23 protein-coding genes are annotated in these 21,399 nt (G+C 65.3%); 13 read left to right on the forward strand and 10 right to left on the reverse strand.

Translation table 11 applies throughout. From position 1 onward, the window contains the following. Positions 1 to 7: 7 nt before the first annotated feature. The 7 genes from EWM63_RS16905 to EWM63_RS16935 form a co-directional block, all read right to left on the reverse strand. The gene (locus EWM63_RS16905; protein ID WP_130187576.1) at positions 8 to 1,258 is read right to left on the reverse strand and encodes a DUF3426 domain-containing protein; all 1,251 of its coding nucleotides are present in this window, start codon (positions 1,256 to 1,258) and stop codon (positions 8 to 10) included. 9 nt (positions 1,259 to 1,267) lie between these two features. After that, complete coding sequence (gene prmA, locus EWM63_RS16910) at positions 1,268 to 2,209, reverse strand: 50S ribosomal protein L11 methyltransferase (protein WP_130187577.1); 942 nt, start codon at positions 2,207 to 2,209, stop codon at positions 1,268 to 1,270. After that, complete coding sequence (gene accC, locus EWM63_RS16915; protein ID WP_130187578.1) at positions 2,206 to 3,564, reverse strand: acetyl-CoA carboxylase biotin carboxylase subunit; 1,359 nt, start codon at positions 3,562 to 3,564, stop codon at positions 2,206 to 2,208. Before accC ends, prmA begins: the two co-directional genes overlap by 4 nt. A 133-nt stretch (positions 3,565 to 3,697) precedes the next feature. Beyond that, a complete protein-coding gene (accB, locus tag EWM63_RS16920) occupies positions 3,698 to 4,162 on the reverse strand; it encodes an acetyl-CoA carboxylase biotin carboxyl carrier protein (RefSeq protein ID WP_130187579.1) in 465 nt (154 codons plus the stop codon). A 102-nt stretch (positions 4,163 to 4,264) separates the two neighbouring features. Continuing rightward, a complete protein-coding gene (aroQ, locus tag EWM63_RS16925; RefSeq protein ID WP_130187580.1) occupies positions 4,265 to 4,702 on the reverse strand; it encodes a type II 3-dehydroquinate dehydratase in 438 nt (145 codons plus the stop codon). A 138-nt stretch (positions 4,703 to 4,840) separates the two neighbouring features. Then, positions 4,841 to 5,401, reverse strand: a complete 561-nt coding sequence (locus EWM63_RS16930; protein WP_130187581.1) for a TlpA family protein disulfide reductase — start codon at positions 5,399 to 5,401, stop codon at positions 4,841 to 4,843. Further along, on the reverse strand, positions 5,398 to 6,051 hold the full coding sequence (locus EWM63_RS16935; RefSeq protein WP_130187582.1) for a low molecular weight phosphatase family protein: 654 nt from the start codon (positions 6,049 to 6,051) through the stop codon (positions 5,398 to 5,400). The genes EWM63_RS16930 and EWM63_RS16935 overlap by 4 nt, the downstream gene beginning before the upstream one ends. An 89-nt stretch (positions 6,052 to 6,140) precedes the next feature. On the opposite strand from EWM63_RS16935, the gene mpl reads away from it, so the two are divergent. From mpl to corA, 8 genes are all read left to right on the forward strand, one after another. Next, positions 6,141 to 7,520, forward strand: a complete 1,380-nt coding sequence (gene mpl, locus EWM63_RS16940; protein ID WP_130187583.1) for a UDP-N-acetylmuramate:L-alanyl-gamma-D-glutamyl-meso-diaminopimelate ligase — start codon at positions 6,141 to 6,143, stop codon at positions 7,518 to 7,520. 2 nt (positions 7,521 to 7,522) lie between these two features. Continuing rightward, entirely contained in the window at positions 7,523 to 8,113 is a 591-nt protein-coding gene (locus tag EWM63_RS16945; protein WP_130187584.1) for a YqiA/YcfP family alpha/beta fold hydrolase, read from the forward strand. Continuing rightward, positions 8,110 to 8,700 (forward strand): chorismate--pyruvate lyase family protein, encoded by a 591-nt coding sequence (locus tag EWM63_RS16950; protein ID WP_130187585.1) that lies wholly within the window; start codon positions 8,110 to 8,112, stop codon positions 8,698 to 8,700. The genes EWM63_RS16945 and EWM63_RS16950 overlap by 4 nt, the downstream gene beginning before the upstream one ends. Positions 8,701 to 8,702: 2 nt before the next feature. Continuing rightward, entirely contained in the window at positions 8,703 to 10,769 is a 2,067-nt protein-coding gene (locus tag EWM63_RS16955) for a ribonuclease catalytic domain-containing protein (RefSeq protein ID WP_130187586.1), read from the forward strand. 108 nt (positions 10,770 to 10,877) lie between these two features. Next, positions 10,878 to 11,759, forward strand: coding sequence for an energy transducer TonB (locus EWM63_RS16960; protein WP_229487343.1), 882 nt, complete (start codon positions 10,878 to 10,880; stop codon positions 11,757 to 11,759). A gap of 5 nt (positions 11,760 to 11,764) precedes the next feature. After that, entirely contained in the window at positions 11,765 to 12,574 is an 810-nt protein-coding gene (gene aroE / locus EWM63_RS16965) for a shikimate dehydrogenase (protein ID WP_130187588.1), read from the forward strand. Then, positions 12,574 to 13,296, forward strand: a complete 723-nt coding sequence (mtgA, locus tag EWM63_RS16970; protein ID WP_130190433.1) for a monofunctional biosynthetic peptidoglycan transglycosylase — start codon at positions 12,574 to 12,576, stop codon at positions 13,294 to 13,296. Before aroE ends, mtgA begins: the two co-directional genes overlap by 1 nt. Positions 13,297 to 13,446: 150 nt before the next feature. Continuing rightward, positions 13,447 to 14,412, forward strand: coding sequence for a magnesium/cobalt transporter CorA (gene corA, locus EWM63_RS16975; RefSeq protein ID WP_130187589.1), 966 nt, complete (start codon positions 13,447 to 13,449; stop codon positions 14,410 to 14,412). Between the two features lie 54 nt (positions 14,413 to 14,466). Here the strand turns inward: corA and EWM63_RS16980 are convergent, their stop codons facing one another. The 3 genes from EWM63_RS16980 to thiD all read right to left on the reverse strand — a co-directional run bounded on the left by EWM63_RS16980 (position 14,467) and on the right by thiD (position 17,274). Further along, complete coding sequence (locus tag EWM63_RS16980; protein ID WP_130187590.1) at positions 14,467 to 14,925, reverse strand: heme-copper oxidase family protein; 459 nt, start codon at positions 14,923 to 14,925, stop codon at positions 14,467 to 14,469. Between the two features lie 214 nt (positions 14,926 to 15,139). After that, positions 15,140 to 16,426 (reverse strand): glutamate-1-semialdehyde 2,1-aminomutase, encoded by a 1,287-nt coding sequence (hemL, locus tag EWM63_RS16985; protein ID WP_130187591.1) that lies wholly within the window; start codon positions 16,424 to 16,426, stop codon positions 15,140 to 15,142. Then, the gene (gene thiD / locus EWM63_RS16990; RefSeq protein ID WP_130187592.1) at positions 16,423 to 17,274 is read right to left on the reverse strand and encodes a bifunctional hydroxymethylpyrimidine kinase/phosphomethylpyrimidine kinase; all 852 of its coding nucleotides are present in this window, start codon (positions 17,272 to 17,274) and stop codon (positions 16,423 to 16,425) included. Before thiD ends, hemL begins: the two co-directional genes overlap by 4 nt. 119 nt (positions 17,275 to 17,393) lie before the next feature. On the opposite strand from thiD, the gene EWM63_RS16995 reads away from it, so the two are divergent. The 5 genes from EWM63_RS16995 to EWM63_RS17015 all read left to right on the forward strand — a co-directional run bounded on the left by EWM63_RS16995 (position 17,394) and on the right by EWM63_RS17015 (position 21,392). Continuing rightward, positions 17,394 to 17,546 (forward strand): rubredoxin, encoded by a 153-nt coding sequence (locus tag EWM63_RS16995; RefSeq protein WP_130190434.1) that lies wholly within the window; start codon positions 17,394 to 17,396, stop codon positions 17,544 to 17,546. Between the two features lie 218 nt (positions 17,547 to 17,764). Next, on the forward strand, positions 17,765 to 18,196 hold the full coding sequence (locus EWM63_RS17000) for a response regulator (protein WP_130187593.1): 432 nt from the start codon (positions 17,765 to 17,767) through the stop codon (positions 18,194 to 18,196). Next, positions 18,175 to 18,540, forward strand: a complete 366-nt coding sequence (locus EWM63_RS17005; RefSeq protein WP_130187594.1) for a response regulator transcription factor — start codon at positions 18,175 to 18,177, stop codon at positions 18,538 to 18,540. Before EWM63_RS17000 ends, EWM63_RS17005 begins: the two co-directional genes overlap by 22 nt. Further along, positions 18,540 to 19,103 carry a chemotaxis protein CheW gene (locus EWM63_RS17010; protein WP_130187595.1) on the forward strand — a complete coding sequence of 188 codons (564 nt, stop codon included), beginning with the start codon at positions 18,540 to 18,542 and terminating at the stop codon, positions 19,101 to 19,103. The genes EWM63_RS17005 and EWM63_RS17010 overlap by 1 nt, the downstream gene beginning before the upstream one ends. A 15-nt stretch (positions 19,104 to 19,118) precedes the next feature. Continuing rightward, positions 19,119 to 21,392, forward strand: coding sequence for a methyl-accepting chemotaxis protein (locus EWM63_RS17015; RefSeq protein WP_130187596.1), 2,274 nt, complete (start codon positions 19,119 to 19,121; stop codon positions 21,390 to 21,392). Positions 21,393 to 21,399: the final 7 nt, after the last annotated feature.

A 21,399-nucleotide genomic window follows, 5' to 3' on the forward strand; every position in this document is an offset into this window, starting at 1 on the left:
AAAAATGTCAGGGATGGAAAATGGCGATGCGGTAGCCGGAGGCGCGCAGCCCGTCCAGCTTGAAATACAGTTTCACGGCCTGTTCGCTGCGCGGCCGGAAGCCCTGCGCCAGGGCGCCCTTGCCCAGGTAATCGCGCGGCGCGAACACGCGGCGCAGCACGGGCTTGTCGGCACCATTGTTCAGCACCAGCTCGATGTGCGGCCATGCCTGCACGGAGCGTGACTGGTTGCGCAGCACGGTGATGAAACTGTACGTGTCCGGCGCCAGCGTTTGCAGCTCGCCTTCCTCGATCGCCAGCGCGTCGATCCGGCGCGGCAGCTCGACCGTGCAGCCCAGCGGCGCGCACAGCGCCTGCAGCGCCGGTTTCATGGCCGGGTAGTCGGCGGCCAGCCCGTTGCGCAGCGTGAAGACAGTCTGGCCCAGCAGCACGAAGGCCAGGAGCGGGATGCCGGCGATCATCGCCAGGCGCGTGATGGAGCGCGTGCGTTCGCGGCGTTCGGCCTGGCGGACGAATTCCGGTTCATCGTCCAGCGCGGCGTGATCGTCGGTTGCGGCCGCGGCGGTACCGGTGCCGGCCGCCAGCAGCGCGCCTTCCGGCGCGGCCGTCAGCAGGTCGGCGGCGGCCGCATCGTCGGACGTGCGCTCCGCGGCCTCGTTCGCGGCGTGGTCGGACGTCTCCTTCGGTGCCGGAGCAGGCGTGACCGGCTCGGGGTCGTCGTCGAAGTGGTGCAGGTCATCCAGCGCAACGGCCACGATGTGCTCGGACGGCATGTCGAACGCGGGTTCGCGGCGGTGGGGATCGGCAGGCCGCGGTTCGGGAATCGGCTCTGATATCCGCTCCGATACTGGCTCGGGTATCGGTTCGGGAATCGGCTCGGGTTCAGGTTCGGGTATCGGCTCGTCAGCCTGCGCCGTATCGCCAGCGCGCGCGTCGGCGGTTTCAGCGATGCCGTTGGCAGGGGAGCGGTCAGGGGCCGGATCTTCGCGTTCGGACACCGGTTCCGGTACCTCGGGCGAAGGTGAGGGCAATGCGTCCCTGGCCTGTACCGCCACGTCATCCAGGTCCAGCTCGAGATCGAGCTTCGGCACAGCGGGCGGCGCGACCACGATGGGCGCGGCCGGTTCCACCAGCGCGGCATTGCCGTTGAAGATTTCATTGCAGGCGCCGCAGCGCACAATGCCCCCACGCAGCTTCAACTGGTCCAGGGCGACCCTGAACACGGTATGGCAGTGGGGGCATTTCGTGGCGAGCGCCATGCGGTGCGGTTAGCCTTGGCGTGGAGCGGGAGCGCTATCGCTGCCCTTGCGGCCGTAAAGGGCCACCCAACCTTCGTGTTCGGCCCACACGGACAGCTGGATGAATGGCGCATACGCGGCCGCCACTTCATCGGCCTGGCGCGCCAGCACGCCGGACAGCACCAGCGCGCCGCCGTCGGCCACGCGGCCCGACAGCATCGGCGCCATCAGCTTCAACGGCGATGACAGGATGTTGGCGACGACGATATCGAACTGCGCACCGGCATGGGCCGATTGCGCGAAGTCGTCCGGCACGAAGTATTCGATGTCTTCGACCTTGTTGCGCACGGCATTGTCGCGTGCCGACTCGATCGCCTGCGGGTCGATGTCCACGCCGGCCACGGGGGCGGCGCCCAGCTTGCGCGCCACTATCGCCAGGATGCCGGAGCCGCAACCGTAGTCGAGCACCGTCTTGCCCGGTGCCGGGTGGGCTTCCAGCCATTCCATGCACAGGCGGGTGGTCGGGTGGCTGCCGGTGCCGAAGGCCAGGCCCGGGTCGAGTTCCAGGATCAGCGCGGATGGATCCGGCGCTTCGTGCCAGCTCGGCACGACCCAGATGTTCTTGCCGATATGGATCGGCTCGAACTGCGACTGCGTGAGGCGCACCCAGTCTTCATCGGCCACGCTGCGGGTGGTGTAGGCCGGCAGGGACTTCAGCCCCACCGCCTGGGCCGCGGCGGCCACGATGAACGAATGATCGGCATCGACGTCGGCCAGGGCGACGACGCGGCTGTGTTCCCACGCCGCTTCCTTCGGTTCCATGCCCGGCTCGCCGAACAGCGGCTGTTCCGCTTCCGTGCCTTCGTCCGCATCCTCGACGGACACGGACAGCGCGCCCGCTTCCATCAGGGCATCGGACAGCGCCTCCGCGTGCTCGCGGGCGACTTCGATGACGATTTCGTTCCAGCTCATGAACCTGCCTTGGGCATTGCCGCCAGTTTCTGTTCCAGGTAGTGGATGTTCGTGCCGCCCTCGATGAAGCGGGCATCCACCATCAGCTCGCGGTGCAGCGGGATGTTGGTGAGGATGCCCTCGACCACCATTTCCGACAGCGCGATCTGCATGCGGCGGATCGCCTGCTCGCGCGTGGCGCCATAGGTGATGACCTTGCCGATCATCGAATCGTAGTGCGGCGGTACATAGTAACCCGCATACGAATGGGAGTCGACGCGCACGCCAGGGCCGCCCGGCACGTGCCACGACGTGATGCGGCCCGGCGAAGGCGTGAACTTGAACGGGTCCTCGGCGTTGATGCGGCATTCGACCGCATGGCCGGACAGCATCACGTCGCGCTGGCGGAAGCGCAGGCGCTCGCCGGAGGCGATGCGAATCTGTTCCTGCACGATGTCGATGCCGGTGATCATTTCGGTGACCGGGTGCTCGACCTGCACGCGGGTATTCATTTCGATGAAGTAGAACTCGCCGTTTTCATACAGGAATTCAAACGTGCCGGCGCCGCGGTAGCCGATCTTGCGGCACGCCTCGGCACAGCGGTCGCCGATCTTTTCGATCAGCTTGCGCGGAATGCCCGGTGCCGGCGCTTCCTCGATCACCTTCTGGTGGCGGCGCTGCATCGAGCAGTCGCGCTCGCCCAGCCACACGGCGTTCTTGTGCTCGTCGGCCAGGATCTGGATTTCCACGTGGCGCGGATTTTCCAGGTACTTCTCCATATAGACTTCCGGATTGCCGAACGCCACGCCCGCTTCGCTCTTCGTCATCGTGACGGCATTGAGCAGCGCCGCTTCGGTATGCACCACGCGCATGCCGCGTCCGCCACCGCCGCCGGCGGCCTTGATGATGACCGGATAGCCGACCTTGCGGGCAATTTGCACGATCGCCTTCGGATCATCCGGCAAGGCGCCGTCCGAACCGGGCACGCACGGCACGCCGGCCTTGATCATCGCCTGCTTGGCCGACACCTTGTCGCCCATCAGGCGGATCGAGTCGGAACGGGGGCCGATGAAGACAAAGCCGGATTTTTCCACGCGTTCGGCGAAGTCGGCGTTCTCGGACAGGAAGCCATAGCCCGGGTGGATCGCCTCGGCATCGGTCACTTCGGCCGCGCTGATGATGGCCGGCATGTTCAGGTAGGACAGGCTCGACGACGCCGGGCCGATGCAGACGGATTCATCGGCCAGTTTGACGTATTTCGCGTCCTTGTCCGCTTCGGAGTGCACGACGACCGTCTTGATGCCCATCTCGCGGCATGCGCGCTGGATACGCAGCGCAATTTCACCACGGTTGGCAATGAGGATTTTTTCAAACATGGCTAGTTCTATGTTTGCGAACACCCGGACTTGCCGGGTGTTCTTGTAGAAGAGGGGAGCTTAGTGGCGGCGGCGCCGCCGCACCGGCAGAGATTCGGTGAATATCGGCCGATGAAGGTTCAGCCAATGATGATCAGCCGATGATGAACAGCGGCTGGCCGAATTCGACCGGCTGGCCATTCTCGACCAGGACCTGGGTAATCGTGCCAGACTTGTCGGAATCGATTTCGTTCAGCAGCTTCATCGCTTCGATGATGCACAGCGTGTCGCCTTCCTTCACGGTCGCGCCCACTTCGACGAATGGCGCGCTGCCCGGCGAGGACGAACGGTAGAACGTGCCGACCATCGGCGACTTGACGACGTGGCCGGTCGGTTCGGCAGCGGCAGCCGGCACGGCAGGTGCGGCGGCGGCCGGCGCTGGCGCGGCGGGTGCGAACTGGGTCGGAGCGCCAGCTTGCGGCATCATCACGACCTGGTTTTGCGGCATGGCGGAGGACTTGACGATGCGTACCTTGCTCTCGCCTTCAGTCACTTCGAGTTCTGCAATATCCGATTCGGCAACCAAGTCAATCAATGTCTTGAGCTTGCGTAGATCCATCTGAGACTCCCGTCTAATCTTGTTTTGTGAATGTTGGCGCGGCTGCCAATCGAGCTGTCAATATTAAGCGATAACGCGGTAAATAGCGCGAGATCGCGTAGATTAACTGCTTTTTAATGCAAAGTCGATGGCAAAGCGGTATCCCTCGGTGCCGAGGCCGCAAATCGTTCCTTTGGCAATCGCGCTAAGAAATGAGTGGTGGCGAAAGCTTTCGCGCTGATAAATATTCGATATATGGACTTCGACGAACGGTATCGCCACGCCGGCCAGCGCATCGCGCAGCGCCACGCTCGTGTGGGTATAGCCGCCGGGATTGATGACGATGAAGTCCACCCCTTCGTCGCGCGCGGCATGGATGCGATCGATCAGCGCGCCTTCATGATTACTCTGGAAGGCCGCCAGTTGCGCTCCGGCCGCCGCGGCCTGGTCCCGCGCCGCCTGTTCCACCTGTGCCAGTGTCGTCGCCCCATAGATACCGGGCTCGCGGGTGCCCAACAGGTTCAGATTGGGGCCGTTCATCAGCAGCAGGTGTTTTGCCATGTCGTGACCTTAGTCCAGCGAAAGTTCCGCATTTTGCCGCCTGACGCGACTATTTGGCAAGAAAAAAGAACTTGCCAAACAGTAAACTGAGTCGTTACCCGGGTGGGGGTGGGCAAGGCGTGCCATGCGCTGGCGTGCTCAGAGCGCGGCCAGGTCCTGGTGCAGCTGGTCGAACTTCAGCAAGCCCAGGTAGGTCTTCTTGACTTGCCCATCGGCGCCGATCAGCACCGTAAACGGCAGGCCGCCCTGGGTATTGCCGAACTGGCGCGACAGTTCGGTGCCGGCCACGCCATCCACGTAGAGCGGATAGCCGATCTGGAATTTCTTCGTGAATTCGGCGATGTTCGAGGGCGAGTCGATGCCGATGCCGATCACTTGCAAGTCCTTGTACTTGCCGCTGGCCTGCAGCGCGGACAGTTCCGGCATTTCCTTCACACACGGCGCGCACCACGTGGCCCAGAAGTTCACGAGCAGCGGCTTGCCTTTCCATTGCGCCAGCGCTTGCCGGGTGCCCCCCGCGTCGGCCATCGTGCGGGCCAGCAGGTCGTTGACGACGGCACTGCCGGCGGCGGCTTGTTCGGGCGGGATGGTGGTGGTGATCGGTGGAGCGGGTTCTTTCCTGTTGATGCCGACCCAGGCGCCAACGGCGCCGAAGAGGAGGGCGATGGCGCCGCAGGCCAGCAGATGGGATGTCTTCATTCGTTTCCGTGTTCGGTATGTTCGGTATGTTCGGTGGCGATCAGGGCGCGCAGTTCGGCGATGTCGGCGCGCACGGGGCGCTCGCCCGCCTTCTGTTTCTTTGCCCCGCGCAGGTCGTGCTGCTCGTAGAGTTCCACGTGCACGCCTTCGCCGTGCCACAGGAAGCTGACGGTCTCGACCGGATCGTGGCGCGGCCCCCTGAAATGCTCGCTTTCCGAGATCTCTATATTGACGTTCTTATTCAGCAGGAAGATCTGCACCTCTTTCGCGCTGTCGGCGAACAGTTGCAGGCGGATGTCGTCATGCTCGCCCGCGCTGCCGTTCAGCACGGCGCCGGTGAGGAACGGGTGATATTCTTCCAGCCGCTCCATCACTTCCAGCGCGATCGTGCGCAGCTTGTGCAGCCGCGCCGGCTGCGTGCCGGCACTGAACACCGCGTGATACTGGCGCACTTCTTCCTCGATCTGCGCGTTGTCCGGCAGTGCGTCGCGCAGGGCGTTGGCCTGTGCCTCGCCGAGGATGCGACGGGCCGCCTTGCGCTTGGCGGTGCCGTAATCGGCGCCGTCCTGCGCAACCATCCGGGCCGCCGCGGCGGCGATTTCGGCGCGCAACTGCGCTACCTGGTCGTTGGCATCATGGTTCGACATCATGGCCGGAATGATACTCTGAACCGGCCGAAGCCAGCGCGTCGGGTAAAATCGCGCCTTCGACCACGGAGCACGACGGAGCACAATCGACCATGCACATTCACATCCTCGGCATTTGCGGCACCTTCATGGGCGGCCTCGCGGTGCTCGCCAAGGAAGCCGGCCACAAGGTGACCGGCTGCGACGCCAATGTCTACCCGCCGATGAGCACCCAGCTGGAAGCCCAGGGCATCGAGCTGATCCAGGGCTTCGACGCGGAACAGGTCAAACTGAACCCGGACCTGTACGTGATCGGCAACGTCGTCTCCCGGGGCAACCCGCTGGTCGAGGAAATCCTGAACCGCAGCCTGCCTTATGTATCCGGCCCCCAGTGGATCGGCGAACACATCCTGCGTAACAAATGGGTGCTGGCGGTGGCCGGCACGCATGGCAAGACCACGACGTCGTCGATGCTGGCATGGATCCTCGAAGACGCCGGCTATGCGCCGGGCTTCCTGATCGGCGGCGTGCCGATGAACTTCGGCATCTCGGCAAGGTTGTCCGCGCCCGGCAAGGAATCCGATTTCTTCGTGATCGAAGCCGACGAATACGATACGGCGTTCTTCGACAAGCGCAGCAAGTTCGTGCACTACCATGCCAAGACGGCGATCCTGAACAACCTGGAATACGACCACGCCGACATTTTCCCGGACATCGGCGCGATCGAAACCCAGTTCCACCACCTGGTGCGCACGGTGCCCGGCATCGGCCGCGTGATCGTCAACGGCGACGAAGAGTCCTTGCAGCGCGTGATCCGCCGCGGCTGCTGGAGCGAGAAGGAAAGCTTCGGCAACGACGGCAACGCCAACTGGACGCTGAAGGAACACCCGGACGGCAGCTTCGACGTGCTCTTCAACGGCAAGTTCGAAGCGCTGATCAACTGGAAGCTCACCGGCCGCCACAACCGCTACAACGCGCTGGCCGCGATCGCCGCCGCGCGCAACGTGGGCGTGCCGATCGCCCAGGCCGCGAAGTCGCTGGAAGCGTTCGAGAGCGTGAAGCGGCGCATGGAAGTGCGCGGCGTGGTCAACGGCGTGACGGTTTATGACGATTTCGCGCATCACCCGACTGCGATCGCCACCACGGTGGGCGGCCTGCGCCAGAAGCTGGGCGCCGACACGCGCATCCTTGCCGTGCTGGAACCGCGTTCCAATACGATGAAGCTGGGCGCGATGAAGGATGCGCTGCCCGCCAGCCTGAAGGATGCCGATTCCGTGTTCGGCTTCGGCAGCGAGAAGGCGCTGGGCTGGAGCCTGGGGTCCACGCTGGCGCCGATGGGGTCGAAAGCTTCGGCGTATGAAGACATCGACCTGATGGTGAAGGCCATCGTCGGCCAGGCGCGGCCGGGTGACCATGTCGTCGTCATGAGCAATGGCGGCTTTGGCGGCGTGCACGGCAAGCTGCTCGACGCCTTGCAGGCACTGAAGGTCTGAGCATGATTCCCGCAGTTAAGATCCTGTATCTGCACGGCTTCCGCTCGTCGCCGCTGTCGATGAAGGGCCGGCTGCTGGGCGAGCGGATGGCGCAGCTGGGCCGCACGGCCGACTATGTGGCGCCGCAGTTGCCACCGTCGCCGCAGCTGGCGATGGAACAGGCGATGGCGCTCGTACAAGGCGTGCCGGCCAGCGAGCTGGCGATCATCGGCTCGTCGCTGGGCGGTTACTATGCCACGTGGATGGCCGAGCAGCTGGGCTGCCGCGCCGCGCTGCTGAACCCCGCCGTCACGCCGCTGACCAGCCTGGAACGCTACGTGGGCATGACGACCATGTTCCACAGCGGCGAGCCGTTCGAGTTCAAGCGCGAGTACATCGCCGAGCTGGGCGAGCTCGCGGTACCGGCGATCACGCGGCCGGAACGCTATTACCTGATGGCCGCGACCGGCGACGAGGTACTGGACTGGCGCGACATGGTGGCCCATTATCCCGGCGCGCGGCACCACGTGATCGACGGTTCCGACCATGGCATCGCCGAATTCGCGCACTACGTCGATGAAGTGCTGGCCTTCTGCGGAATCGGGGCCGGATGAGGGAACATTCGCTGCGCCGGGCCAACTGGCACCGGCACGTGCTGGCCGTGAATGCGCCGGCCGCGCTGGCGCGCTGGCTCGTCTCCGGCGGTTCGCTGACGGCGCGGCTGAAAGCCCATGCCGACGCGTTCCGCGTGCAGGTGCTGGGCCAGCGGCCCGCGCCGTGCCTGGCGGACGAGGCGGAGGCATTTGGGCTGCGCAAACCTGCCCGCTGCTGGGAACGGGAAGTGCTGCTGCGGTGTGATAATACGCCGGTGGTGTTCGCGCACACCGTGGTGCCGATGAGCGCGACCGCGGCCGACTGGCCGCTGTTTTCCGCGCTGGGCGAGCGGTCGCTGGGCACCACGCTGTTCGGCGATCCGATGGTGGCGCGCGGGCCGCTCGAATATGCGCGGCTGCGCGCCAGCCATCCGCTGGCGCGGCGCGCCCGTGCCGCATTGTCGGGCCAGGGAATGGCGATTCCCGAAGAACAGATACTGTATGCACGGCGCTGCCTGTACCGGCGGCGCCGGGGCACGCTGCTGGTGACCGAGGTGTTCCTGCCACGGGTCGCGGCGCTGGTGCCGAAAACCCCCAACACGAGATGAACATGAATGTCTTTTTTGAAGAATCCGGCGATTTCAAGGTCGGAAGCGTGCTGTCCACCGCCGGCGAGGCTTACCAGGTGGAGATGGCCAGCGGCAAGCGCAGCAAGGTAAAGGCCAAGGACGTGCTGCTGCAGTACGAGAAGCCGGCGCCCGAGGAGCTGCTCGAGCAGGCGCGCGCGGTGGCGGCCGATGTCGACCTGGATTTCCTGTGGGAGGTGGCGGGCCAGGAAGAATTCGGTTTCGCGGAACTGGGCGCCGAGTACTTCGGCCATGCGCCGCTGCCGGCCGAGGCGGCCGGCCTGATCCTGGCGCTGCACACGGCGCCCGTGTACTTCCACAAGAAGGGCCGCGGGCGCTACAAGGCCGCGCCCGAGCAGACCCTGAAAGCGGCGCTGGCCGGCATCGAGAAAAAGAAGCAGCAGGCAATCGTCCAGCAGGGCTACGTGGACGAGCTGAAGGCCGACCGCCTGCCCCCTTCCATGGCGGGCATCGTGCACCAGCTGCTGTTCAAGCCGGACAAGAACACGATCGAATACAAGGCGCTGGAGGCGGCGTGCAATGAATTGCACACCACGCCGGCGCGGCTGATGCTGGCCGTGGGCGGCATCGGGTCCGCCAAGGACCTGCACATGGCGAAGTTCCTGTTCGAGTCGTTCCCGCGCGGGCATGGCTTCCCGGAGGTGACGGTGCCGCAGCCGCCGGCCAACCTGCCGGTGGCCGACGTGGAAGCCTTCTCGATCGACGACGTGACCACCACCGAGATCGACGATGCGATCTCGATCGTCCACCTGGACGACGGCAAGGTGCGCATCGGCATCCACATCGCGGCGCCGGGGCTGGCCATCCGCCCGGACGATGCGATCGACAAGATCGCGCGCGCGCGGCTGTCCACCGTCTATATGCCGGGCGACAAGATCACGATGCTGCCGGATGCCGTCGTCGACGCATACACGCTGGCCGAGGGCAAGACGTGCCCGGCGCTGTCGCTGTATGCCACGCTCGACATGGCCGACTGGACCGTGGTCTCGACCGAGACGCGGGCCGAGATGGTGCCGATCGCGAACAACCTGCGCCACAACGACCTCGATGACGTGGTGAATGAAGAAACCCTCGCCAGTGGCGAGGGCGACTATCCGCGCAAGGCCGAGCTGACCTTGCTGTGGGGCTGGGCGCAGCACCTGGAAGCGGGGCGGATGGCCAAGCGCGAGGCGTTCGGCCTGCGGCCGGAGCAGAACAACCGCGTCGACTTCAACTTCTACGTGGAAGACGACGTGGTCACGATCACGCGCCGCAAGCGCGGCGCGCCGCTCGACAAGATCGTGGCCGAGCTGATGATCTTCGCCAACAGCACGTGGGGCAAGCTGATGCATGACCACGGCGTGCCGGGCATCTACCGCAGCCAGGGCCGCGGCGTGGGCGGCTGGAACGCGAAGATGCAGGTGCGCATGCTGACGCACGCGGCGCCGCACGAAGGCCTCGGTGTCGACCAGTATGCCTGGAGCACGTCGCCGCTGCGCCGCTATACGGACCTGGTCAACCAGTGGCAGATCCTGGCCGTGGCCGAGAAGGGCGTGATGGCGCCGCTCGTTGCGCCGTTCAAGCACAAGGATGCGAACCTGTTCGCGATCGTCTCCGCGTTCGACGCCGCATATGCCGCGTATGCCGACTTCCAGGCCAATATGGAACGCTACTGGTGCCTGCGCTGGCTGGGCCAGGAAGACAAGCACCAGGTCGAGGCCGTGGTGCTGAAGGATGAAGTGCTGCGCCTGACCGACATCCCGCTCGTGATCCGGCTGCCCGGCATGCCATCGGCCCCGCGCGGCGCCGCCGTCAAGCTCGACGTGCTCCGTTGGGACGAAGTCGACCTGTCGATCGAAACGCGCCTGCTGGAAATCGAGGCAGCGGCTCCCGCTGCCGTCGACTTCGAGGAAGACGAGGAAGAGGACAAGACGCTGGCCGGCGAAACCGTGCCGGAACTGGTACCCGATCCCGACCAGCCGGCCGACGAGAAGGTGGAAGTGGCCGAGGCTGCCGACGACGTCGACGCCGCGCCCCCCGCCGCTGTGTAATTCGAGCAACCCAACGGCAGAAGCCGGGGTCAGACCCAACGGGTCTGACCCCAGGGTTGCCGTGGGGGTAGAATGAATAATTTCGCCTTGCCTTTCAGCCCTTTTTGCGTGAAGTATTTACAAGAAAACCGGTTCCTCGCGATTGCCCTGGCCGTGTCGGTGCTCGCGCATGCGGCCTTGCTGGCGGTGCGCTTCGTGGCGCCGCTGGAATTCAAGGCGCCGCCCACCGATCCGGCGCTGGAGGTCATCCTCGTCAATGCCAAGCACGCCAACCGGCCGCTGAAGGCCGAGGCGCTGGCGCAGGCAAACCTCGATGGCGGCGGCATGGCCGACCAGGGCCGGTCGAAATCGCCCTTGCCGGACATGCGCCGGGTGGCCGACGGCGACAGCATCGAGGCTTCGCGCCGCCGCATCCAGCAGCTCGAAGAAATGCAGAAGAAGTTGCTGACGCAGGTGAAGACCACGCCCTATCGCGCCGCGCCCGTTACCGAGAATGCCAAGCCCGATCCCACGTCCACGGGCGCGGAGCTGATGGAAAGCAGCAAGGCCATCGCGCGCATGGCGGCCGAGATCGCGCAAACGATCGAAGACCAGAACAAGCGCCCGCGCCGCACCTACATCACGCCCAGCACGCAGCAGGTGGGCTACGCGATGTACTACAAGACGTTCCAGCGCAAGGTGGAGGAAGTGGGCACGCTGAACTTCCCGCAACAGAATGGCCGCAAGCTGTATGGCGAGCTGGTGCTGTCGATTCCGATCTTCCAGGATGGTACGCTGTATACAAAGGAGGGCGGCATCACGGTGCAGACCAGTTCCGGCAACCGCGCGCTGGACGACGCGGCGATCGCGATCGTGCGCCGTTCGGCGCCGTTCGGCAAGTTCCCGCCGAACATGCTGTCGAACGACCGTGACGACCTGTGGGTCATCATCACCCGCTTCAAGTTCACCCGTGAACAAAAACTCGAAGCCATCCTTGGCGGAGCAAAATAAAAAACATGGACAAATACTGCGTCTTCGGCAACCCGATCGCCCACAGCAAATCGCCCGACATCCACGCCGCGTTCGCGGCCGCCACGGGCCAGCAGCTGACTTATGAAAAGCGCCTGGCGCCGCTGGACGCCTTTGCGCAAGCGGTGCAGGCGTTCATCGCCGAAGGCGGCAGGGGCGCCAACGTGACCGTGCCGTTCAAGCTGGAGGCTTACCGGCTGGCCAATGCGCTGACGGTGCGCGCGCAGGCCGCCGGCGCCGTCAACACGCTGCTGTTCGACGAACATGGCATCACCGGTGACAACACCGACGGCGCCGGCCTCGTGGCGGACATCACCGCCAATGCCGGCGTGCCGATCGCCGGCAAGCGCGTGCTGCTGCTCGGGGCCGGCGGGGCCGCGCGCGGCGCCGTGCTGCCGATCCTCGAGCACCGCCCCGCGGCGCTGGTGATTGCCAACCGCACCGTCGCCACCGCCGAAGCGCTCGTGCAGCAGTTTGCGCCGCTGGGCGGCGAAGGTGTCGTGTCGGCGTGCGGCTTTGCCGGGATCGACGGCCGCTTCGATATCGTCATCAATGCCACGTCGGCCAGCCTGCAGGCCGACCTGCCGCCCATTCCCGCCTCCGTCTTCCGCGAGGGCACGCTGGCGCTGGACATGATGTACGGGAAGGAGCCGACCGTGTTCATGCAGTTCGCCGCGGCCCATGGCGCCATCGTGCGCGATGGCCTGGGCATGCTGGTGGAACAGGCCGCCGAGGCGTTCCATGGCTGGCGCGGCGTGCGCCCGGCCACGGCGGAGGTGCTGGCGAAGCTGCGATGATGACCAGGGCGACCAAGGTGACCAGGGCTCCCGGGCGCTATGCCTGGATCAAGTGGGTATTCATCATTCCCGTCGTGCTGTTCATCGCGGTGCAGCTGTACTTCCTCGCGCAGATCTGGTGGTGGCGCGACCATGAGCCGGGCATGACGGCGTTCATGCGCCAGCAGCTGTCGGTCATGCAGGAAAAGAACCCGGATGCACAGATCGTCCAGAAATGGGTGCCTTACGAGCGCATTTCGACGAACCTGAAGCGGGCCATCATCGCTTCCGAGGATGCGAATTTTTCCGACCATGATGGCGTGGACTGGGAAGCGCTGGAAAAGGCCTACGAGCGCAATGAAAAGCGCAAGAAGGTCACGCACGGCGGTTCCACGATCACGCAGCAGCTGGCGAAGAACCTGTTCCTGTCCGGCTCGCGCAGTTACCTGCGCAAGGGCCAGGAGCTGATCATCGCCTACATGCTGGAAACGGTGCTGGACAAGCGCCGCATCTTCGAGATCTACCTGAATGTCGTCGAATTCGGCCGCGGCGTGTATGGCGCCGAAGCGGCGGCGCGGCATTACTACAAGGTGCCCGCGTCGAAACTGGGCGCGTCGCAGGCGGCGCGGCTGGCCGTGATGCTGCCGAATCCCCGGTATTACGATGCCCACCGCAACACGCGTTACCTGAATCGGCGCACGCAGATTATCCTGCGGCGCATGGGGTCGGCCGAGCTGCCGTGAATTTCGCAGCATAATTACCGCAACGACCGGTTCCTCCTGTAAAAAGTGGTCCTGCGGTCTGGTCCCGCCGGGGCCTTTGCCTGTACACTTGCGCTGTTTTATTTTTTGCTTCTTGCAAGTATCCAGAATGCCAGTCGGCTGAGAGTGCCTATGATCAATGTCTTCGTTCTACAAAATGGCCGGCTGAACCAGGTTCCCATCGAAACGCGCGAAGACCTTGAACAAGTGGCACCTGTCTGGGTCGACCTGACCGATCCGGAAGACGACGAGCGTGCCTGGGTCAAGGCGATCTACGGCGTGACCCTGCCGGGCGAGGACGAAGTCAAGGATATCGAAGCCTCGGCCCGCTACTACGAAGCCGAGAACGGCGACCTGCACCTGCGCACGGATTTCCTGCTGGAAGAAGACGATGGCCCGTCGCGCATCGTCACCGTGGCCTTCATCCTGGCCCGCAAGATGCTGTTCTCCGTCCACACGGACGACTTGCCCGTGTTCCGCCTGGTACGCATGCGCGCCCGCTCCCGGCCCGGTTCCATCGTCGACTACATGGACGTGCTGCTGGACCTGTATGCCACCGATGCCGAATACTCGGCCGATGCGCTCGAAGGCATCTACCAGAACCTGGAAGAGGTGTCGTTCCGCGTGCTGCAGGAAGAGTTCACCGACAAGGACGCGGCCGATGCGCTGTCGGCCATCGCCCACGAGGAAGACTTGAACGGGCGCATCCGCCGCAACATGATGGATACGCGGCGCGCGGTCAGCTTCCTGATGCGCGGCCGCCTGCTCAATTCCGAGCAGTTCGAGGAGGCACGGCAGATCCTGCGCGACATCGAATCGCTCGATGGCCACACATCCTTCCTGTTCGACAAGATCAACTTCCTGATGGATGCCACCGTCGGCTTCATCAACATCAACCAGAACAAGATCATCAAGATCTTCTCGGTGGCCAGCGTGGGCTTCCTGCCGCCGACCCTGATCGCCAGCGTGTACGGCATGAACTTCAACTTCATGCCGGAACTGAACTGGACGTTCGGTTACCCGTGGGCATGGGGCCTGATGATCACGAGCGCCATCGCGCCTTTCCTGTATTTCCGGCACCGGGGCTGGTTGAAATAGACTGCAATGAAAAAGCGGCCGCGGCCGCTTTTTTTACCGCCGTGCCCAATACCATTACGCGCCGCGGGGCGACACGTCCGGCGCCATCCCGGCCGCTGCCGTTTCCTTCCTGTTCTGCAGGTTCAGGAAGATGTTGGCCGTCATGGCCAGGATCGATACCGCGGCGGATATCTCTGCGATCACCAGCGCCGGCAAGATCTGCACGTCCCCCGTCAGCAGCACGTAGGCGAGCGAACCCATCATGAGTGGCAATGCCAGGTTCAGCAGCCAGAAATGGATGCGCGCCAGCCTGGTGGTGCCCGTCTGCGGGAAGACCGTATAGATGAGTCCGGAAATGGCCAAGGTCGCCCAGCCCAGCAGGTTGACGTGCGCATGAATGGGCCGCAGCGTGAAGTCCTGGCTGGCGCCCATGCCGATGCCGATGGCCACACCGACCACCAGATAGAGCACGGCCAGCTTGATCCAGACGATGCCGGGCTGTGCCTGTTCCTGTTGAGCCGAATGACTATGCATGATGATTTCTCCTTCCGATCTGGTGAAGCAGCGGATTGTAAAGATCGGATGTCATCGAAATGTCGGAACATTGTCAGGTAAGGAGTTTTCAGAACGAGAGCGAATTCGCAGGGTGATTTGCTGAAACATTGCGTGAAAAATGGGGACGTACCCCATTTTTCAGGCAACAAAAAAGGACGGTTGCCCGTCCTTTTTGATTGCAGCGAAGCGGTGCTTACTTCAGCCGCGCAAACACCCGCCGTGCCGCTTCGATGGTTTCGTCAACGACCGCATCGTCATGAGCGGCCGAAACAAAACCGGCTTCGAACGCGGCCGGGGCGAAATACACGCCTTCGTCCAGCATCGCGTGGAAGAACTCGTTGAACTTCGCGCGGTCGCCGGCCATCATCTCGGCATAGTTGCGCGGCGGTTCGGCGCTGAAGTACAGGCCGAACATGCCGCCTTCGTAATCGGCGCAGAACGTGACGCCTTCCTGGAAGGCGGCATCGGTCAAGCCTTCGGCCAGGCGCTTCGCGGTGGCCGTCAGGCGGTCATAGAAGCCCGGTGCCTGGATCAGTTTCAGCGTGGCCATGCCGGCGGCGACGGCGATCGGGTTGCCGGACAACGTGCCCGCCTGGTAGACGGCGCCGACCGGCGACATATTGCCCATCAATTCGGCGCTGCCGCCGAAGGCCGCCACGGGCAGGCCGCCGCCGATGACCTTGCCGAGCGCGGTGAGATCGGGCTTGATGCCGTACAGCGCCTGGGCGCCGGCCAGGCCGACGCGGAAGCCGCACATCACTTCGTCGAAGATCAGCAGCGCGCCATGGCGCGTGCACAGGTCGCGCAGCGCCTGCAGGAATTCCGGCGACGCCTTGATCAGGTTCATGTTGCCGGCCACGGGCTCGACGATCACGCAGGCGATCTCGTCGCCGAATTCGTCGAACGCTTCCTCGACCCCGGTCACGTCGTTATAGTCCAGCACGAGCGTGTGCTTGACGAAATCTTCCGGCACGCCGGCCGACGTGGGATTGCCGAACGTGAGCAGGCCGCTGCCCGCCTTCACCAGCAGGGAATCGGCGTGGCCGTGGTAGCAGCCCTCGAACTTGACGATCTTGTCGCGGCCCGTGGCACCGCGCGCCAGGCGCAGCGCGCTCATCGTGGCCTCCGTGCCGGACGAGACCAGGCGCACCTGCTCGATCGACGGCACGATGCGGGCGATTTCCTCCGCCATCTCCACTTCGCCCTGGGTGGGCGTGCCGAAGGACAGGCCGCGGGTGGCCGCATCCTGCACGGCCTGCACCACCTGAGGGTGGGCGTGGCCGACGATGGCCGGACCCCAGGAACCGATGTAGTCGATATAGCGCTTGCCGTCGGCATCCCAGAAATACGGGCCCTCGGCACGGGTGATGAAGCGCGGGGTGCCGCCCACGGAGCGGAAGGCGCGCACCGGCGAGTTGACCCCGCCGGGCGTGGTCTTCTGCGCGCGTTCGAACAGTACATCGTTTTGCGAAATCGTCATTGCTTATCCTTTTTCGGTTTCTCCGCCACCGCATGGAAGCGGTTCGGCACCAGCCTGCCCATGCCGTAGCGCTGGGCATGGCGCAGGGCGCCGAAAGTATATTGCTGGGCAAGGTCGACGGCTTGCGGCAGTGCCAGGCCGCGCGCCATGTAGGCGGCAATCGCGGCCGACAGCACGCAACCGGCGCCAACGAACGGGCCGGGCAGGTGCTGCCAGCGGTCATGGCGGATCACGCCGCCGTCGCCATACAGCGTGTTGGCACGCAGGCCCGTTTCGGCGCGCGAGCTGCCGGCGGGCGTGCCCGTCACCAGCACATACTCGCAGCCCAGGTCGATCAGGTGCTGGGCATCGTCGCCCATCGTCTCGCCATTCGACAGGTCGCGCCAGGTTTCCGCCATGCGCCCCAGTTCCACCTGCGACAGCATCAGCAGCGTGGCCTGCGGCACCAGCAGCTGGCGCAGCACCGTGAGCAGTTCCTCGGGATCGGTCTGTTCGGACAGCGGCGGCAACTGCGAGCCGAATGGATCGAGGATCAGCGGCGCATCCGGATAATCGGACACCACTTCGGCGATCGAGGAAATGTGTTCCATCTGGTCGACCGCGCCGATCTTGAACGCGGCCACCTGCACGTCTTCCAGCACCACGCGGGCCTGGTCGGACACCCAGTCCGGTTCCACATGCTGCTGTTCCTCCACGCGGGCACTGTCGCCGATGAGCAGGGCGGTGGTGACGGACAGGCCCTGGCATCCGAGCGCGGCGAACACGCCGATGTCGGAATGCACGCCCACTGCGCCGATCGGATCGGCCACGCCGAAAGTCAGGATGAGGGGTGATGTTTGGTTTTGCACGGCCAGTAGATTAAGATACCCGATTCAGCATTTTACTTGATTGAAGGTGGCAGAACGTGAGCAGCAATAATGTAGAAAATAGCGCCCGGCAAAATGCCGGTGGCGAGTTCAAGAGCTGGATGTGCCTGATCTGCGGCTGGATCTATGACGAAGAAGCGGGCCTGCCCGAAGAGGGCATCGCACCGGGAACCCGCTGGGAAGATGTGCCGATGAACTGGACCTGCCCGGAATGCGGTGCCCGCAAGGACGACTTCGAAATGGTCGCCCTGTAGTAGGACCTCGATAAACCTATTGCGCGGCCCGGGCTGCTGGTCTGCGATGCTCACCGTACTAAAGTACGGCTCCGCGTCTCAACCAGATCCCGGACCGCTCATTACGGTTTCTCGAGGCCCCGAGACGCTCGTAAGCGACCTCAATTTCCGCAGGGATTTAACGTCCGCCCCATCAATTTTCCCTGTGCTATCGTAAGTGAAATGGGTGGATACAATATATGACGACAACGCCGCAAGCGACCGGTTTGACCATTATGGTGATCGATGACAGCAGTACGATCCGCCGGTCCGCCGAGATCTTCCTGGGTGGGGCCGGGTATCACGTGGTGCTGGCAGAGGATGGCTTCGATGCGCTGGCCAAGATCGTCGATCACCAGCCCGCCCTGATCTTCTGTGACATCCTGATGCCCCGGCTGGACGGTTACCAGACCTGCGCGCTGATCAAGAAAAGCGCGAAATTCCATGCCACGCCCGTGCTGATGCTGTCGTCCAAGGATGGCCTGTTCGACCGTGCGCGCGGCGCGATGGTCGGCTCGGCCGCCTACCTTACCAAACCCTTCAGCAAGGACAGCCTGCTGGCCGCGGTGCGCGAGCACACCGGCCCGGGCCGTCATAACGAGAGCACGCCATGGCCATCCACCGCATCCTGATCGTCGACGATTCGCCGACCGAACGTTATTACCTGTCCGATATCCTGGCCCGCAACGGCTATGAGGTATCGACCGCCGAGAGCGGCGAAGAGGCACTGGCGCGCATCCGTACCGAGCAGCCCGAACTGATCCTGATGGACGTGGTGATGCCGGGCGCCAACGGCTTCCAAGTTACCCGTTCGATCGCCCGCGATCCGGCGCTGCAGCACGTGCCGGTCATCATCTGCTCGTCGAAGAACCAGGAAACCGACCGTATCTGGGGCTTGCGCCAGGGCGCCAAGGATTACCTCGTCAAGCCCGTCAGCGCAGCCGAGCTGCTGTCGAAGATCGAAGCGCTGGGCTGATGGCGGACACGGAACACGATACCGGCGAACGCCGCAGCCGGCTGCGGCAGTACCAGGTGCAGTTACTGGAACGGATGCAGGCCGCGCAGGGTGCCGGCACAGCGGCCGCCCGCGAGCTGGGCGTGCTGGTCGGCGCGCGCCACTGCCTGCTGGACCTGACCCAGGTCGGCGAAATCGTGCCGTTCCAGTCCGCCACGCCGGTGCCGCTCACGCAGCCGTGGTACCTGGGCCTGGCCAATGTGCGCGGCACCCTGGTCGGCGTGGTGGACCTGGCCGCCTACCTGGGTGATCATTTTGGGGACAACGCGCAGGCCGTGGGCACCGAGGCCCGCCTGCTGACGTTCGCCGCCGGCATCGGCCTGCCCTGCGCGCTGCTGGCGCACCGCGTGCTGGGCTTGCGCCGGCTGGCCGACATGCACGCCGATGGCAGCGACGCGGCGGCACCTGGCTGGTGCGCCGAACGGCACGTCGACAGCGAGGGCCAGCCCTGGACCCGCCTGGACCTGGCACTGCTGGCCCGTGAAGCCGGCTTCCTGCAGGTGGGCCGGGGGACCGGCGCCTAGCCGGGGAGCACGAGCATGGGATTCAAGTTTCCCCCACGCGAACGGCAGGCGCCGCCACCGGATTCCCGCTTCGCCGATGGCGTCGATTCGCAGTTCGCCCATGGCGGCGCTGAGGCGGAGTCGCCGCTGCGCCTGCGCGATGCCCTGCCGCGCCGCGGCAACGCCACCGCCGCGCCGCCACCCGTGGCCTTGCGGCTGCCACTGATCGGCCACCTGCCACCGCAGCGGCAGCTCAGCTATCTCGTCACCGCGCTGGCTGTCGTGCTGGCGCTGTCGGCCGGCCTGGTGGCCCTGTATGCGAGCCGTGGCGCGGCCGATGCCGCCGCCACGCAGCTGGCCGGCGACGCGCTGATGCACTCGCAGCGCATCGGCAAGGCGGCACCGAATGCCTTGCAAGGCAATGAAGATGCGTTCCGCCAGCTCGAGGAGAGCCGCCGCGAGCTGGAGGGCGACCTGGCATTGCTCGACGATGGCGGCAGCTACCGGGGGCGCGGCGTGGCCGCCGCATCCGGCGCGCGGCAGGCGGCGATCGAGGATGCCCGCGCGAAATGGGCCGCCACCGCGCAGGCGGCGGACACGATCGTGCGCCATCGCGGCGACCTGGCCGATATCGACAAGTCGCTGCGCGCGCTCAATGTGCTGGCGCCCCAGCTGCTGGCCCAGGCCGAAGCCATTGCGGCGCTGCGGCTGGAGCGCGGCGCGGGCGCGCGCGAGACTGCCGCGCTGGCTCGCCTGACGATCCTCGTGCAGCGCATGAGCCTTGGCGCGGCCGAGTTTGCCGCCGCGAGCGGCATCCGCTCGGAAACGGCATTCCAGCTGGGCCGCGACATCACCGCCTTCCGTACCACGGTCGAGGCGCTGCGGCAGGGGAGCGTCACGCTCGGCATCGCCGCCGTGCGCGATGCGGACGTGCGCGCGCGCCTCGATGCGCTGCTGGCCGGCTTCGAGGAGTACCAGACGCAGGCCGGCAGGATTCTCGGCCGGCTCGACCGCCTGCTGGCGTCGCGCAACGCCGAGCGCCTGATCTTCAACCAGAACGAACCCCTGCGCCAGAGCCTCGTCCGGCTGCTGGACGGCTACCGGAGCGCGCAGGAATCGCTGAACTGGACGTTCTGGCTGATGGTGGCCGGCGGCATGCTGGTATTGCTGACGGGCGCCGCGATCGGGCGCGTGCTGCTGCAGGATTCCCACGACCGCACGCGCGGCGCCGAGCGCCGGCGCCAGCAGGCCGACGAGCTGCGGCAGCAGGCGCAGCGGCAGGAAGAGGAAGCCAAGGCCGCCAACGCGCAGAACCAGGCAGCGATCCTGCGCTTGATGAACGAGCTGCAGGAAGTGGCCGATGGCGACTTGACGGTGCAGGCCACGGTTTCCGAGGACATCACCGGCGCCATCGCCGATTCCGTGAATTACACGGTCGAGGAATTGCGCGCCCTGGTGGGCCGCGTGACGGCCACGGCCGAGCAGGTGACGGCCGCGTCCAGCCGGGCGCAGGATATTTCCACGGCGCTGCTGGCTGCCTCGCAGGAGCAGGCCCGCGAAATCCGCGATACCAGCACGACGGTGCTGCGCATGGCCTCCGAGATCACGCACGTGTCGACCTCCGCTGCCGAGTCGGCCGACGTGGCCCGCCGCTCCGTGGCGGCGGCGCGCCAGGGCGCGGCCGCCGTGCAGGATGCGATCGTGGGCATGAACGAGATCCGCGAGCAGATCCAGGAAACAAGCAAGCGTATCAAGCGGCTGGGCGAGTCGTCGCAGCAGATCGGCGAAATCACGGAACTGATCTCCGACATCACCGAGCAGACCAATGTACTGGCGCTGAACGCGGCGATCCAGGCCGCCTCGGCGGGCGAGGCGGGCCGCGGCTTTTCCGTGGTGGCCGAGGAAGTGCAGCGGCTGGCGGAACGGTCGGCCGACAGCGCCAAGCAGATCGGCGTGCTGGTGCGCACGATCCAGGCCGACACGCACGACGCGGTGGCGGCGATGGAACGGTCCACGCGCGGCGTGGTCGAAGGCGCGCGTTTGTCCGACGCGGCCGGCACGGCGCTGGACGACATCGAACGCGTGTCGCACCAGCTCGCGGACCTGATCGCCGGCATGTCCCGGGCGACCGGCACGCAGGCGGCATCGGCCAGTGGCGTGGCGCAGCAGATCGGCCATATCCTGCAGGCCACGGAAGAGGCGCAGGCCGGCACGCAGCAGACGGCGCAATCGGTGCGCCAGCTGTCGGTGCTGGCCCAGCAACTGAAGGATTCCGTGTCGCGCTTTCGCATCGGCAACCCAACAACCTGAACACCGA

This window comes from Pseudoduganella lutea (assembly GCF_004209755.1).
Taxonomy (GTDB): domain Bacteria; phylum Pseudomonadota; class Gammaproteobacteria; order Burkholderiales; family Burkholderiaceae_D; genus Rugamonas; species Rugamonas lutea.

Bases quoted from the DNA above. Each gene is read 5' to 3' on its own strand.
- EWM63_RS16935 (WP_130187582.1), bottom strand. From the start codon at position 6,051: ATGATGTCGAACCATGATGCCAACGACCAGGTAGCGCAGTTGCGCGCC.
- mpl (WP_130187583.1), top strand. From the start codon at position 6,141: ATGCACATTCACATCCTCGGCATTTGCGGCACCTTCATGGGCGGCCTC.
- aroE (WP_130187588.1), top strand. From the start codon at position 11,765: ATGGACAAATACTGCGTCTTCGGCAACCCGATCGCCCACAGCAAATCG.
- corA (WP_130187589.1), top strand. From the start codon at position 13,447: ATGATCAATGTCTTCGTTCTACAAAATGGCCGGCTGAACCAGGTTCCC.
- EWM63_RS16980 (WP_130187590.1), bottom strand. From the start codon at position 14,925: ATGCATAGTCATTCGGCTCAACAGGAACAGGCACAGCCCGGCATCGTC.
- EWM63_RS16905 (WP_130187576.1), bottom strand. From the start codon at position 1,258: ATGGCGCTCGCCACGAAATGCCCCCACTGCCATACCGTGTTCAGGGTC.
- accC (WP_130187578.1), bottom strand. From the start codon at position 3,564: ATGTTTGAAAAAATCCTCATTGCCAACCGTGGTGAAATTGCGCTGCGT.
- EWM63_RS16930 (WP_130187581.1), bottom strand. From the start codon at position 5,401: ATGAAGACATCCCATCTGCTGGCCTGCGGCGCCATCGCCCTCCTCTTC.
- EWM63_RS17010 (WP_130187595.1), top strand. From the start codon at position 18,540: ATGGCGGACACGGAACACGATACCGGCGAACGCCGCAGCCGGCTGCGG.
- prmA (WP_130187577.1), bottom strand. From the start codon at position 2,209: ATGAGCTGGAACGAAATCGTCATCGAAGTCGCCCGCGAGCACGCGGAG.
- EWM63_RS16950 (WP_130187585.1), top strand. From the start codon at position 8,110: ATGAGGGAACATTCGCTGCGCCGGGCCAACTGGCACCGGCACGTGCTG.
- hemL (WP_130187591.1), bottom strand. From the start codon at position 16,426: ATGACGATTTCGCAAAACGATGTACTGTTCGAACGCGCGCAGAAGACC.
- EWM63_RS16995 (WP_130190434.1), top strand. From the start codon at position 17,394: ATGTGCCTGATCTGCGGCTGGATCTATGACGAAGAAGCGGGCCTGCCC.
- EWM63_RS16955 (WP_130187586.1), top strand. From the start codon at position 8,703: ATGAATGTCTTTTTTGAAGAATCCGGCGATTTCAAGGTCGGAAGCGTG.
- EWM63_RS17000 (WP_130187593.1), top strand. From the start codon at position 17,765: ATGACGACAACGCCGCAAGCGACCGGTTTGACCATTATGGTGATCGAT.
- aroQ (WP_130187580.1), bottom strand. From the start codon at position 4,702: ATGGCAAAACACCTGCTGCTGATGAACGGCCCCAATCTGAACCTGTTG.
- EWM63_RS17015 (WP_130187596.1), top strand. From the start codon at position 19,119: ATGGGATTCAAGTTTCCCCCACGCGAACGGCAGGCGCCGCCACCGGAT.
- accB (WP_130187579.1), bottom strand. From the start codon at position 4,162: ATGGATCTACGCAAGCTCAAGACATTGATTGACTTGGTTGCCGAATCG.
- mtgA (WP_130190433.1), top strand. From the start codon at position 12,574: ATGACCAGGGCGACCAAGGTGACCAGGGCTCCCGGGCGCTATGCCTGG.
- EWM63_RS17005 (WP_130187594.1), top strand. From the start codon at position 18,175: ATGGCCATCCACCGCATCCTGATCGTCGACGATTCGCCGACCGAACGT.
- EWM63_RS16945 (WP_130187584.1), top strand. From the start codon at position 7,523: ATGATTCCCGCAGTTAAGATCCTGTATCTGCACGGCTTCCGCTCGTCG.